Source organism: Oceanobacillus sp. FSL K6-0251, from assembly GCF_038004725.1.
GTDB classification, from domain to species: Bacteria; Bacillota; Bacilli; order Bacillales; family Amphibacillaceae; genus Oceanobacillus; species Oceanobacillus oncorhynchi.
This window is the reverse complement of sequence record NZ_JBBORS010000001.1, coordinates 3,446,680-3,460,110: the sequence shown is the minus strand read 5'-3', so window position 1 is coordinate 3,460,110 and position 13,431 is coordinate 3,446,680. Positions and strand designations below refer to the sequence as shown.

13 protein-coding genes and 1 pseudogene are annotated in these 13,431 nt (G+C 38.5%); 11 read left to right on the top strand and 3 right to left on the bottom strand.

Going from position 1 to position 13,431, the window contains the following annotated elements; translation table 11 throughout:
• Nucleotides 1-549: 549 nt before the first annotated feature.
• The 7 genes from MKY45_RS17240 to MKY45_RS17210 all read left to right on the top strand — a co-directional run bounded on the left by MKY45_RS17240 (nt 550) and on the right by MKY45_RS17210 (nt 6,171).
• Complete coding sequence (locus tag MKY45_RS17240) at nt 550-879, top strand: helix-turn-helix domain-containing protein (protein WP_212928776.1); 330 nt, start codon at nt 550-552, stop codon at nt 877-879.
• 246 nt (nt 880-1,125) lie between these two features.
• Nucleotides 1,126-1,962 carry an ABC transporter ATP-binding protein gene (locus MKY45_RS17235; RefSeq protein WP_193063613.1) on the top strand — a complete coding sequence of 279 codons (837 nt, stop codon included), beginning with the start codon at nt 1,126-1,128 and terminating at the stop codon, nt 1,960-1,962.
• 47 nt (nt 1,963-2,009) lie between these two features.
• Nucleotides 2,010-2,714, top strand: coding sequence for a hypothetical protein (locus MKY45_RS17230; protein WP_212928777.1), 705 nt, complete (start codon nt 2,010-2,012; stop codon nt 2,712-2,714).
• Between the two features lie 54 nt (nt 2,715-2,768).
• Nucleotides 2,769-3,077: a hypothetical protein gene (locus MKY45_RS17225; RefSeq protein ID WP_212928778.1), complete on the top strand. Its 309-nt coding sequence runs from the start codon at nt 2,769-2,771 to the stop codon at nt 3,075-3,077.
• 191 nt (nt 3,078-3,268) lie between these two features.
• Complete coding sequence (locus MKY45_RS17220) at nt 3,269-5,170, top strand: heavy metal translocating P-type ATPase (protein ID WP_341173144.1); 1,902 nt, start codon at nt 3,269-3,271, stop codon at nt 5,168-5,170.
• A 32-nt stretch (nt 5,171-5,202) separates the two neighbouring features.
• On the top strand, nt 5,203-5,430 hold the full coding sequence (locus MKY45_RS17215; RefSeq protein ID WP_193063621.1) for a heavy-metal-associated domain-containing protein: 228 nt from the start codon (nt 5,203-5,205) through the stop codon (nt 5,428-5,430).
• Nucleotides 5,431-5,505: 75 nt separating this feature from the next.
• Nucleotides 5,506-6,171, top strand: coding sequence for a Crp/Fnr family transcriptional regulator (locus MKY45_RS17210; protein ID WP_193063623.1), 666 nt, complete (start codon nt 5,506-5,508; stop codon nt 6,169-6,171).
• Nucleotides 6,172-6,185: 14 nt separating this feature from the next.
• Here the strand turns inward: MKY45_RS17210 and MKY45_RS17205 are convergent.
• From MKY45_RS17205 to MKY45_RS17195, 3 genes and pseudogenes are all read right to left on the bottom strand, one after another.
• Nucleotides 6,186-6,756 (bottom strand): annotated as a pseudogene (locus MKY45_RS17205) (GNAT family N-acetyltransferase).
• Nucleotides 6,757-6,897: 141 nt separating this feature from the next.
• Complete coding sequence (locus MKY45_RS17200) at nt 6,898-7,866, bottom strand: bile acid:sodium symporter family protein (protein ID WP_341173143.1); 969 nt, start codon at nt 7,864-7,866, stop codon at nt 6,898-6,900.
• A 341-nt stretch (nt 7,867-8,207) separates the two neighbouring features.
• On the bottom strand, nt 8,208-9,155 hold the full coding sequence (locus MKY45_RS17195) for a C40 family peptidase (protein ID WP_193063628.1): 948 nt from the start codon (nt 9,153-9,155) through the stop codon (nt 8,208-8,210).
• 574 nt (nt 9,156-9,729) lie between these two features.
• Between MKY45_RS17195 and MKY45_RS17190 the strand changes: the two genes are divergently transcribed.
• From MKY45_RS17190 to MKY45_RS17175, 4 genes are read left to right on the top strand one after another with little or no spacing between them, the layout of a single operon-like run.
• Complete coding sequence (locus MKY45_RS17190; RefSeq protein WP_193063630.1) at nt 9,730-10,239, top strand: hypothetical protein; 510 nt, start codon at nt 9,730-9,732, stop codon at nt 10,237-10,239.
• A gap of 11 nt (nt 10,240-10,250) precedes the next feature.
• Entirely contained in the window at nt 10,251-11,279 is a 1,029-nt protein-coding gene (locus MKY45_RS17185; protein ID WP_193063632.1) for a TFIIB-type zinc ribbon-containing protein, read from the top strand.
• The gene (locus tag MKY45_RS17180) at nt 11,276-12,061 is read left to right on the top strand and encodes a TPM domain-containing protein (RefSeq protein ID WP_042530618.1); all 786 of its coding nucleotides are present in this window, start codon (nt 11,276-11,278) and stop codon (nt 12,059-12,061) included. The genes MKY45_RS17185 and MKY45_RS17180 overlap by 4 nt, the downstream gene beginning before the upstream one ends.
• A 48-nt stretch (nt 12,062-12,109) precedes the next feature.
• On the top strand, nt 12,110-13,156 hold the full coding sequence (locus MKY45_RS17175) for an SPFH domain-containing protein (RefSeq protein ID WP_193063677.1): 1,047 nt from the start codon (nt 12,110-12,112) through the stop codon (nt 13,154-13,156).
• Nucleotides 13,157-13,431 lie beyond the last annotated feature (275 nt).

The following is a 13,431-nucleotide window of genomic DNA, read 5'->3' as shown; positions in this document are numbered from 1 at the left end:
CTTCTTCTTTTTTCCTTTATCTACGCTCATTCCAATACCTCCTTTTTGGTTAGTATGAGCCAAATATCAGAAAAAATGTAACTGCAGGCTATGCGTTTTCATAAGAGAATGAACGGATGAGTTGTATATTTTCATTTCAATTCTGCAAAATAAAAAGAGAAATCATGACGATAACGGAAATGAAAAATCAGCAAGAGTCTTCACTTCAAGTAATGCAACCCAACTAACAGGACACTTGAAGCCTATTACAGAGAATAAAGATAAACAACACAAAGCTTGGAGACATTGTATAATCCGCAGTGGGTTACTTGAGTTTTTTCGACAGATTTATATGGAAAGATTATATGTAAAAATAAATCCTTTTAAATGAATTAATCATATCGATTATCTAAATAACTTAAATTGTTTTAAAAACGGAACGATTGTTCATCTAATTTATTCTTCTTCTGATTATATTTAGCCTCTATCTGAGAACAAACTGTTAATTTTTAATAATAGAACTCCCCAGCAATATTATGATATAATTTTCAGAAAAAGCAGGTGAATAACTTGATTGGTGAAAAAATCAAACAATTACGTCAAGAAAAGCGAATGTCGCTATCAGAACTGGCTGAAAAGGCAGGAGTAGCAAAATCCTATTTAAGTTCCATCGAGCGAGACCTTCAATCAAACCCCTCCATCCAATTCATCGAGAAAATCAGCCAAGTGTTAGAGGTTTCTGTGAAAGATTTAATAATTGAAAACAACTCGATACATGAAACAGAATTAGATAGTGAATGGGTGAATATTGTAAAAGAAGCAATGGAATCTGGTGTGTCGAAAGAGCATTTTAGAGAATATCTAGAATTTAATAAATGGAGGCAGGAAAAAGGGAATTAAGTCAGTAAATCGTTCAGCAGCTTTATGGAAATCATCGAGAGTTATTTTATAATCAATTTTTCGCAGTGTAACTGGCTTTAATGAAGTTTCTATTTATCATTTACATTTAATTGTAAGATAAATAAATATAATATGATAAATAGCTATAATAATATCCTTTGAACATAGATCATTTAGCGAAGGAACTGTAAAAAGGCAGAATTGAGTATGTCAGTATATACCAAATGATATGACAAGGAGAATTACATGAATCAGCTTGTAGAGCTAAAGAGTATCAAGAAAAAATACGGGAAGAAAACTATTTTATACGACATGTCACTTCGCTTGGAAGAAAAGGAGGTCATTGCTGTCTTAGGTGGGAATGGCAGTGGAAAGAGCACCTTTTTACGTATGGCAGCAGGAGTAGAACGACCGGATTCAGGGCAGGTAGTATATACTGATAAGAATATCCGGATAGGGTATGTACCAGAAAGGTTTCCAAACTATCTCCGTTTTACACCAAATGAATATTTGCACTATACCGGAAGGATAGGCGATGTTTCAGAGGCTGAGCTCAAACAGCGTATTTCGTCGTTATTGCATCGGTTTCAATTGGATAAATGGAGTGACCGGCGAATTAGCACGTTGTCTAAAGGGAATATCCAAAAGGTAGGTATTATTCAAGCCATTCTTCCGCAGCCAGAGCTGTTAGTTTTAGATGAACCGTTATCCGGGCTCGATTTTTCCGCGCAGCAGGAATTACTTTTGATTCTAGACGAATTAAAGGAACAAGGAACCGCCATTCTATTAACCTATCATGAAGCTCCCATTTTTGAAGAGGTTGTTGACCAAACCTATTACATAAAAGATGGGCAATTAACAGAAGAAAAACTTGTGGAAAAAGATGCTGTGAAGGTGATTGAAGTAAAGGGTTTAACGGATATAGATGTGCAGGAATGGAACGAATTAATAAATAAAGAAAGAAGAGAAAATAGCTTGCTGCTATATGTGAATTCAGAAAATAGCGATCAGCTCCTGTCCAGGATTCTTGAATTGCAGGGAAGCATTGAGTACGTCGGAAACATCGATTATAAAATGGAGTGAAGAACAAACTATGTGTTTGTTCGTTTTACATAGAAGGAGAGATTTATTTGAAAGAAGTCATTAAATACAGCTTGCATGATTATATCCGTTCTCATAAATATTTTCCGCCGGTCTCCACCTTTATTGTGTTAATCGCTGTTTTTTATACGTATAAGCCGAATCCGGTTGTCGATAGCTATGCGATTACAGCATTGTTTTTGTTTGTGGTCTCTGCCTGGTTATGTATGAGCGTCTTGTCTCTGGATTCACCAGTACAAAGACAGCTGCTGGTTTTAAATCTGAGAAGCAGCTATCGATACTACTTGGCAAAATTAGCAGCGGTTTGGCTGATTGCCTTGCTATTGGCAGTGTTTGCCTTTCTTTATCCGATTATATTTCATCTATTTTCTGATTCTGTATCCATGACAGTTGGCTTCGTATCGATAGTGAATCATCTCCTATTGGCTGCGCTCGGAATTTGTATTGCCGCTTTTTTCAGTAGCGTAATGATGGAAAGTGCCATCAATGCCTATGGCGGTTTAGCACTGACGGTCATTCTTTCCATTGCTGCACTAGGTATCGAGAATGCTTTACCGGCATCTCTCAAATATATTACATGGATTATTCCACCGGCCACGATTACCCAGAAGCCGCTATTTCAATGGGAGGAAGAAAACCTGACCTATTTATCGGGCTTTCCATTTTTATGGATAATGATTTATACTGGGATTATTATGGTGCTATTTCTAATAATGGCAAATAGAAAACGTTGATTACTACGAAAAAGCAATAAGAGATTTACAATATAAAAGTAAAGGAGGAGAATCTTGGCAGGTGTATTTTCTTTTTTGAGTATAGTTCTATTCGCTTTTAATTTTTGGAAAAACAGAAAAGAGCTGAAAGCAACCTATTCAAAACTTCATGCTGTTCAAATAATCGGTGTTATTATCTCCTACTTGGTAACGATTGCGATAGCATTTGTGCTAATATACTATGCTGGAAACTGGCTGGTCAGCTTTATTCCATTTGCATTTCTCCGTTCGGCTGCATTTTTTGTAACGATAGCTGTCGTCCTCTTTTTTTGTTTAGATTTGCTTCATAAAGTATTAACGAGGATAACAAAAGGAATTTTGTAGGTTTATGTTCAAAATAGCCCACTGTTTGGGATTTATTTCGGTATATGTAAAGAAAGTATCTTTCGAGGATGCTTTTTTTATTTGTACAAATAACCGTTTTGCAAAATGAGTTTTCCTATCTTGATAAGCATCAATTATTTTCTCTTTCTTTCACGATAAAATGACAGTGTAATCGGATAGGGGGAGAGAAAATGAAGCTGCAGAGTTTCTTTATGAAACATAAGCATCCCGTTGTCTTGATCTGCGGAATGTTGATTATTACAGCATTTATTTCAAAATTTTTATTTGATTGGAATCCGGTATATTCACTTGCAATGGCAATGGCTGCAATTATCGGGATTCCGCCGATATTTATCCAAGCGTACCAAGCACTGAAAGTAAAAGTAATCAGTATTGAACTGTTGGTATCCATTGCTGTTACTGGAGCGTTTATCATCGGTGAATTCAGTGAAGCTGCTATTGTTATTTTCCTGTTTTTGTTCGGAGGGTTATTGGAACAAAAGACATTGGAAAAAACACGCTCTGCTATTCGGGAACTTACCAAAATGGCTCCCGCCAGCGCTTTACGAATCAACGGTGATAATATAGAAGAAATTAATATTGATGACGTAACGAAAGGGGATTTGCTCCTTGTTAAGACAGGAGCGCAAATTCCTGTGGATGGTATTATTCAAGAAGGAAAAGGCTATATCAATGAAGCAAGTGTGACAGGTGAATCCATGACAGCAGGAAAAACAACCGGAGAGAAAGTGTTTGCCGGTACAATTTTAGAAAATGGTACGTTGAAGATAGAGGCGGAGAAAATTGGAGAAGACACGACCTTTGGAAAAATTATTGAACTCGTGGAAGAAGCACAGGATAATAAATCCGAAGCGGAACGTTTTATGGATCGGTTTGCCAAATATTATACGCCGATTGTGTTGCTGCTTGCGCTTATTGTCGGTTTGATTTTTCAGAATGTCCATCTGGCAATTACGATTTTAATTTTAGGATGTCCGGGGGCGCTGGTTATTGGTGTCCCGGTCTCTAATGTTGCCGGAATTGGCAATGGAGCAAAAAATGGCATTCTAATCAAGAGCGGGGAATTGATGGCTGCATTCAGCAAGGCAGATACGATGGTATTTGATAAAACTGGAACATTAACGAGTGGCAAACCGGCAGTTTCTGAAGCGAAAGCATATACGGATGATTTGCAAGAAGCGCTTCGGTTAGCTGCGAGTGTGGAGAGAGAATCAGAGCATCCATTGGGGCAAGCAATCTTAGATTATGTGGGGAAAACCGAATATGCAAAAATTGATAAAACAGAGGTTGTGAAAGGACAAGGAATTATTGCTCACGTCGGTTCGGAGGAAATAATGATTGGTAATCAGACCTTCATGGAGAATCATGCTGTTTGGATAAATAATCAGGCAAAACAGGATTTACTTTATCTTCAACAGTCAGGGAATTCTACCGTATTTGTAGCAATCAATCGTCAATTAACACTGCTGATTGGTATCAAAGACCAGGTTCGGCCAGATGCAAAAAGAACGTTGCGTATTTTAAAACAAATGGGGATCAAGCGTTTTGTGATGTTGACAGGAGATAATCAGACAACGGCAGAGATAGTGGGAAATGAATTGGGTATAACGGAGGTTCATGGGGATTTCCTTCCAGAGGATAAGTCCAGCTTTATAAAACGGCTTCAAGAAGAAGGAAGAACGGTAGCTTTTATCGGAGATGGAGTGAATGACAGCCCTTCTATTGCTTTAGCTGATGGAGGAATTGCAATGGGGAGCGGGACGGATATAGCAGTGGAAACCTCTGATATTATCCTAATGCACTCTCATTTTAAAAAATTGATCCACGCCTTTGGTTTAACAAAGAAAACAACAGCCAATATGAAGGGAAATATCATCATTGCAGTGGGGACGGTGGTTTTTCTCCTCATCGGATTGATTTTTGGATATATCCACATGGCCAGCGGTATGCTGGTACATGAATTAAGTATTCTAGCAGTAGTTATCAATGGCATGCGTTTATTACGCTATCGTACGAAGGATGAAAAACTTGATAGCTATCAAGTACAAAATAAAACTTTAGAAGTACGATAGAAATATAAATAAAAGGAAAGTGGGGATTAATTATGGAAAAAGTAACGATTCAATTAGAAAGCTTAACCTGTCCGTCATGTATTCAAAAAATCGAAAGTGCTGTTCAGAAGCAGCAAGGCGTAGCAAAGGTGAATGTCTTATTTCATGCCGGTAAGGTAAAAGCAGAAATTAATAATAAGGAAACAAGTGCGGATAAATTATCAGAAGTCATTGAAAAGCTGGGGTATACAGTAGAAAATACAAAAGTACAAGGCGTATAATAGCGGAAAGACAATAACATGGCAGCTTTATCTATCTGCTAAAAAAAGCTGCCATGTTGAAAAGGAGGACTTGCCGTGAGCCAGGAGCATTTATGTGTAGCTGCAGTACCGCTTTTCCAGCATTTAGATTTAGAAGATCAAAGGATAATTAACCGGTTGGTAAAGCACCATATTTTTCAAAAGGGTGAACAAATTATTACTCCAGACGAAAACCCGCAATTAGTTGTGATTGCCCAGGGAAATATGAAGGTATATCAGCTTTCAGCGACTGGCCGCGAGCAATTATTAAGAGTTGTCGGACCGAACGGTTATGAAGGAGAAGGATTACTGCTTGGTGCCCAAAATGAAAATTTATTTGGGGAAGCAATGCAGAAAACAGAAGTCTGCCTGTTAAAACAGGAGGATTTTCAAAAAATACTATTGCAATACCCGCAAATAAGCTTGAAGCTGTTAGAAATCAATGCTCAAAAATTGATGGAGGCAGAACAGCAAGCACAATTTTTAATGATGGAAAAAGTAGAAAATCGTTTAATGACATATCTTCTTGATTTATATAAAACTGCAGGATCCAAGCAAGTAGAGATTCCTATGAAGATGAAGGAGCTGGCTTCTTTTCTGGGAACGACGCCAGAAACACTGTCTCGAAAATTGAAATGGCTAGAAGGAGAAAGACTTATTCAGAGGAAGGGAAGTATGATAAAACTGCTTGATAAAAAGGAGTTGGAAAATCGTTTGTTGTAATCGAGAAGACAGGTCTATTTTAAGACCTGTCTTCTCGTGCTGTAATGATGCTGCTCCCATTCTTCACGCAGCATCCCCATGCGGATGGAATCATAATATTCACCTTGATAATACCGGACCTTGCGAATTCGTGCTTCCATTTGCATCCCGAGTTTTTCCGCTACCCGAATCATTCGCATGTTACCGGACCAAGTTGTTAAACCGATTGATACGAACTAACGGCAGTTGATTAAAAAGATGATTGATCCATAGTTTCAAAGCGCGAGTGCCGATTCCCTTTCCCCAGGATGCTGCTTCATGTAAAACAATACCAATCTCTAACCAGCAGGAGGGCTGATGCTCCCAATAATAAGAAATCGTACCAAGAATATGACCATCAAGCTCTACAGCCCAATATTTTTCAGAATTTATCCAATGCGCCTGTTCTGTTAAAAAAGCTTCATATGATTTTGCCTGATGCGGGAAATAGGGGGCATCCCATTTTTTCCATTCTGGCTTTTCTTCCTTAAATATCAACTCCCACAGACGCGGCAGATCCTTTTCTTCAATTGTACGAATGCTTAGATTATTGTCTGTATATTGCAATGGACGAATCTCCTTTTCTATTCCTTTTTATTGGGTATCGCTTTTTTGAAAAATGATTGAAAAGGAACGTGCCTCTACTTTTCAATCACCTGTGTCCTCTGTTTCATTTTTAATCAGCTCCACGAGGATAGCCTCAGCAAATTAAGCTATTTCTCTCTTATTTCCTTTTTTATTATTATTCACCGGTATTTTTGACCAGATGGATGCAAGGATAGACCCGCTGATTACATGCATCACAACGGCAATAGCACCTGGCAATGCAGCCAATGGCTGTGCAGCAAAATGGGCGCTCGCTAAGGTGGTGCCTAATCCAGCATTTTGAATGCCGACTTCGATGGATATTGCTCTTCTTGTCTCTTCATTGAGACGAAGCACTGTGGCAACTAAGAAGCCAAGCAAAAGTCCCGACCAATTATGCAAGAGAACTGTGACAAAAATAAGCACTCCTGAAGATGCAATATTTTCTGTGTTTCCTGAAACAACTGCAGCCACTACTCCCGAAATAGCTATAACCGAAATCAGCGGCAAAATTTCTATACTTTTGTCAACTGCCACTGGAAAGAACCTTTGAAAAATAAGTCCTAACACAATGGGAACAATAATAACTTGAATGATAGAAATAAACATGGCAAACGGATTTACTGGGATCCATTGTCCAGCTAGAAGATACAAAAGCACTGGTGTCATAATTGGTGCCAGCATAGTAGAAACAGATGTCATCGTAACGGATAACGCTACGTTTCCTTTAGCGAGATATACCATGACATTCGATGCAGTACCTCCGGGAACAGATCCTACTAAGATAATTCCAGCTGCCAGAGCAGGCGGTAAATTTAAAAGTTTTGCAATTCCAAATGCAAGCAGCGGCATAATGGTGAATTGCAGAATAACGCCAATAATAACTGGTACAGGTTTTGTTAACACCAGCTTAAAATCGTTTGGTGTCATGGTGAGCCCCATTCCAAACATAACGATTCCGAGTAATATGGTCATGTAATTGTTTAACCAATTAAAACCGCCAGGCATATAGAAGGCGGCAACAGCGACTAAAATAGTGATGAATGCAAAATACTTATTCGAAAAATTACTGATGTGAATGAATAATTTCATACTTCTATGATACTCCCTTACTTCAATATAATAGAATAGGATTCCGTATTTTATTTTGATGCACATTTTCTGAGTATGTATAGACAAGAAATAAACTTTAAGTTTGGATAGACGGAATAGAATGCACAAACTTTGCGATAAATAAATAATATCGGATTAGTCTGAAAATAATGTTTATGTAAAATATTCCTTTATCCCTTTTTTCGGAAATCCTTCTAATAAATTGTTGACAAGTATATCGCAAAAAATTTAAAAAGTCTATATAAAATTTTCAATGCTAGAAAAGAATAAAAAGCAAACATAAAAAAACAAGCGCCAGGTTGCGCTTGTTTTTTTAACTATTAATTGAAAGATTTTGCTCCAAGGTAATGTTGCTGCCAATAATCAACGCTCATGTCAGCTACAACCATTGCACCGCTGCCGCTGCTTGCGTGAATCATTTGGTTGTTACCAATGTAAATTCCGCTGTGAGATGCGCCAGCTGTATCATATGTTCCTTCAAAGAAGACAACATCGCCAACGCTTGGAGAATCTACATGAACTCCGTCATTTGCCCACATTTGGCTGTGTGTACGGGAAACATCGATGCCTACTTGGTCAAACGTATAGTTAATCAATCCGCTGCTGTCCAATGCAGAAGGATTTGATTCTCCCGGAGTGTATGCTCCAAATTGATATGGGATTCCTAAAGCACTTTCAGCTGCTGCAACGATGTCAGAACCGCTGACAGAACCAGATTGTGTTCCTGCATTGTCTTCGGATCCGGAATCATTCGAGACTTCTTCAATAACAATGTCATTCTCAGTTGTTTCTTCTGTTGCTTCCTCTTCACTAGCTTCTGATTCTGAAGCTTCTTCAGAGCTTGGAGCGGATTCAACAGGAGTACCTAGTGCATCAGAAGTAGCTGGTCCTACAATACCGTCTTCTTGCAAGCCTTGATCAGATTGGAAATCTCTTACGTCTTGTTCCGTAAGCTCTCCAAAAATACCATCTACGTTACTAGAAGAATAGCCTTGATCGTGCAATGAACTTTGTATATTTTCTACCTCTGAACCGGAATCACCTTGTTGAACAAGAGAAGAGTTAACTGTTGCAGAAGGTGTTTCTTCAGAAGATTGTTCCTCTTGGGCTTCAGGGAGGCTACTTTCTTCGTAGGTGATATCTCCTTCTGTTGATCCTTCTCCCGCATTTGCTAATACACTGGAGCCTACTACTGGAGTGAGTGCTAACGTTGCAGCAAACGCAGTCGAAATAACATATTTTTTTGCATCAAGATTCAATGGTGCCAAAAGAATTCCTCCTTAAGAATGTTTATATTATTTTGTTGAAAAACAGAAACCTATGTAGCAAGATTTCGCTCAAATCGTGGTATGGCCGTCCGTTAATCTCCTATTCTATGATGTATTGTATATAGGGGAGTACAAATTGATTGAAACAGAAGATAACGGACTGAAACCAACCCAGACCTGATTCAGCTATATTTTCGCTGAACTTTTATTTTTTCACTATATACAAGGTAACATAGAGATATCACAAGAAGGTGTCCAAATTTTTAAAGGTCGGTAACAAATTATTAAAATATATTACATCAATCGACAGGTTTCGAATCAAGTTCTATCAACAATTTCAGATAAATTTACGGTTTTTTCATTTCATTTTCATTTCGAAAAGCTATTAATATTACAATCTTGTAAAAGAAATCGAAATTTTTAAAAAGGTAATTAGAATTTTAATAGAAAATAAGTTATCCTTATAAGGTAATTGATTATTTTGAAACGTCCTTACCGTTCTGAAAAGGCAGTGAAACCTTTTGTGGAGTTCAAACGTACAATTATTTAAGCGAGGCAGAAAGGATGATTCAGAATGCGTTTTTTTAAAGGCCTTTTTTCATCTGAACGAGAAGCGAAGAAAAACAGACAAAAGCTGCAAAAAAACAGAAAAGAAATGGATAGCGTAATGCGGGAAATGCACGCCAAAATAGACACTATTCAACTAAACATTACCAGAACACAGGAAAAGCTAATAGAGCAGCAAGGACTGGCAGATAAGTTTGCCAGATATGAAGAAAGCTCGGAACAAGCAAATGAAAAAAGCCGATTTCAAATGCAAAAAGAAGCGGCACAGAAAGAAATTGAAAAATTACAACGCCAAAAATATGATTTTGAAACACAGATGGTCCCTTTCCAGCAAAGCTATGACCGAATGCGTCAAACATTTTCAGAAACCTTTGACCAGCTGGATGCTTTAGAGAGGGAGACCTCTGCGAAAGAAAATGAAGCCGATATAATGAAATACACAACAGCACAAGAAGAGAAGATCCAGTTTGAGCTTGCTGAAGCAGAGGCGCTGCTTGAATTGCGATCAGAAAAATGAGGTGAAGACGGATGTTAGTGCATTATAAATGTCCCAACTGCGGGGCGGATATGGAATTTGACAGTGCTTCCGGTCATTTGGCCTGTGACAGCTGCGGGCATGAGGAGCATATTGATACGTATGATGACGTGAATATCTCGCAGTCCTTTGAGGAAGACGAGGCGAAGGAATATCATTGTGAGAATTGCGGTGCTATTGTTTTAACTGATGCAGATACAACGGCGACCTCATGCAGCTTCTGCGGGGCCGGGGTGGTGCTTGCTGACCGGTTATCCGGGGAGTTGGCACCTGCGAAAGTAATTCCGTTTACCATCAGTAAAGAAGAAGCAATGGAAGCATTTAAAAAATGGTGTAAAAATGGCAGGTTGACGCCTAAGGGCTTTATGACTGCAGACCGTGTGAAAAATATTACAGGAATGTATGTCCCTTTTTGGATGTACGATTTAGACAATGATGTAGACGTAAAGGCAACAGGTACCAAAGTACGCACGTATCGGCGCGGCGATTATCGTTATACGGAAACCAAGTATTATCGTGTGCATAGAGATATTGATATCAGTTATTTAAAAGTGCCGGTCGATGCATCAGAAAAAATGAATGATGAGCTGATGGATAAAATAGAGCCTTATGATTATAACAAGCTGGAGGATTTTAAAACGCCTTATCTAGCAGGATACTTAGCTGAAAAGTATAATTATACCGATGATGAATTATTTGACCGGGTGAAGGCAAAAATTCAAGGTTTTATGGATACGTATATAGCTTCCACCATCCGGGGATACAGCTCTGTAAGCTATCAACAAAAAAACATACGCACCAAGAAAGCAAACAGCTACTATGTCCTGCTGCCAGTCTGGATGGTATATTACGATTTTGATCAGCAAGAGCATACCTTTGCAATGAATGGGCAGACTGGAAAAATTGTCGGAAAGCCGCCGTTGAGCTATTCGAAGGCAGCGCTTTGGTTTTCCAGCATTGCTGGAGGGTCTTTTGTTTTATTTAAAGCAATAGCGATGATGCTGGGCGGTGATTTACTATGAAGAAGTTTTTAATTACGGCTGGTATACTTGTACTTATATCTTTCCTAATGCTGCCTGCAGTGTCTGCAGAGAAGCAGTATATTTATGATGATGCAAACATATTTACAGATAATGAGCGGACGGATCTGGAGCAGAGGGCGGCTGAATATAGTGAAGAGAACGAGATTGATATCCTTATATTGACGAAGGATGAGTCTGATGGAAGAGATATCCAAAAATATATCGATGACTTCTATGATGAACAGGGCCCCGGATATGATGGAGAACATGGAGATACGGTATTTATGGGGCTTGATTTTTCAGGACCTTCCGGAGAAAGAGATATTGCGGTAAGCGGATTTTATAAGGGAGAAGAGTATGTTGGCCCTGAGCGTGCGCAGCAGCTTGCCGATGATTTAGTTCCTGATTTACGAAATAACGATTATTACGATGCCAGCTTATTATATTTTGAAAAGGTAGAGCGATATATGGGTGTGAACCCGAGTATCAACCCGGACAGTATTTTTCTTCAAACTTGGTTCCAGTTGCTGGCTGCTGTTATAATTGGTGCAGTTATTGTAGGTTCCATGATTTTTAATATGGGCGGCCGTGTGACGACGAATGCAAGTACGTATCTTGATGCAGATAATTCAAGAATTAAAAGCAAGTCAGATAGATATTTACGTCAAACCGTTACGAAAACGAAAATTCAGAAGAACAACAGCGGCGGAGGCCGGGGAGGCGGCAGTATAGGCAGAACTGGCGGCGGACATTCCCGATCTTCCGGGCGTGCAAAGTTTTAATTATAGATTGAATGAAGGTATTGAAATAAAGAAAGGATGAACAGAATGATGGGCTTTTTTAGAGGGCAATTAGCAAATGTGATTGAATGGGAATCATTTCGTGATGATATGATCTTTTGGAAATGGAATAACAACGAGGTGAAAAAAGGGAGTAAATTAATTGTTCGCCCGGGCCAGGATGCTATTTTTTTCAACCAGGGAAAAATTGAAGGGGTTTTTAAAGAAGAGGGCGAATATGAAATTGAATCAGACATTATTCCTTTTTTATCTACCTTAAAAGGATTTAAATTTGGATTTAACAGCGGAATGCGTGTGGAAGTGCTTTTTGTCAATACAAAACAGTTTACTGTGAAATGGGGCACAAAAAATGCGATAAACATACCTTCTCCACAGCTTCCTGGCGGTATACCGATCCGTGCTAATGGAACCTTTCAGTTTACAGTGAAAGATTATGTGAAGCTGATAGATAATATCGCAGGCGTCAGAGACAGTTTTCTGGTGGAAGACATTCGCCTGAGAATTACTGCTGTTTTAGATCAATTATTAATGAAGTGGATTACCAGAGAAGGAAAGGATATGTTTAATCTTCAGGCGAATTCCTTTGAAATCGGCGAGGGTATCAAAGAGGATTTAGATAAGCAAGTCAATCAGGATGGTTTTGAGATTAAAGGTTTTCAAATCATGAGCTTTAATTATCCAAAAGAAATCCAGGATATGATTACAAAAACTGCCTCGCATGGCATGATCGGCGATATGGGACGGTATAAAGATGTCGCTATGACGGATGCGATTGCTTCCGGGAAATCAGATGGCGGCAATTCCGCAACAGATATGGCCGGAATGATGATGGGAATGCAGATGGCAAAGGAAATGATGAACGGTACGAATGACCAAAATACAGCAAATCACCAGCAGTCCAATCAGGGCGGACAGCAAAATCAGGGTGGACAACAAAGCCAGAATCAACAGACCGGAAACCAGCAGAATGCTTCTGATAATGAAGGAAGCGAATCAATTCCAAACTTCTGTCCGAATTGCGGAAGTAAAACACAAGGAATGAATTTCTGCGGGAATTGTGGACATAAGCTGGTTTAAATACGAAAAATAGATTAAAAATAAGGGTGCTGTCTTGGAGGAGATAGTATCCTTATTTTTTAGATGGACGATATGAAATGACATGCTATAAAATAAATGTAGTAAAAGAACAGAAATGTTAGATGAGAAAATCAAGAAAAAATAATTAATGCTAAACATGATTTTAAAGTAGTTATTATGTTTTAGCGTAACGTTAAAAGTCTATTTTGTTTACAAGTATTTAACAAAAAATGTATTACATCTAAGAATTAATTAAAGAAAGCACAAACCAAAGG

What these genes read in the sequence shown, in the direction of transcription:
- MKY45_RS17235 (WP_193063613.1), top strand. Translation starts at nt 1,126, where the DNA reads ATGAATCAGCTTGTAGAGCTAAAGAGTATCAAGAAAAAATACGGGAAG.
- MKY45_RS17220 (WP_341173144.1), top strand. Translation starts at nt 3,269, where the DNA reads ATGAAGCTGCAGAGTTTCTTTATGAAACATAAGCATCCCGTTGTCTTG.
- MKY45_RS17215 (WP_193063621.1), top strand. Translation starts at nt 5,203, where the DNA reads ATGGAAAAAGTAACGATTCAATTAGAAAGCTTAACCTGTCCGTCATGT.
- MKY45_RS17200 (WP_341173143.1), bottom strand. Translation starts at nt 7,866, where the DNA reads ATGAAATTATTCATTCACATCAGTAATTTTTCGAATAAGTATTTTGCA.
- MKY45_RS17190 (WP_193063630.1), top strand. Translation starts at nt 9,730, where the DNA reads ATGCGTTTTTTTAAAGGCCTTTTTTCATCTGAACGAGAAGCGAAGAAA.
- MKY45_RS17185 (WP_193063632.1), top strand. Translation starts at nt 10,251, where the DNA reads ATGTTAGTGCATTATAAATGTCCCAACTGCGGGGCGGATATGGAATTT.
- MKY45_RS17180 (WP_042530618.1), top strand. Translation starts at nt 11,276, where the DNA reads ATGAAGAAGTTTTTAATTACGGCTGGTATACTTGTACTTATATCTTTC.
- MKY45_RS17175 (WP_193063677.1), top strand. Translation starts at nt 12,110, where the DNA reads ATGGGCTTTTTTAGAGGGCAATTAGCAAATGTGATTGAATGGGAATCA.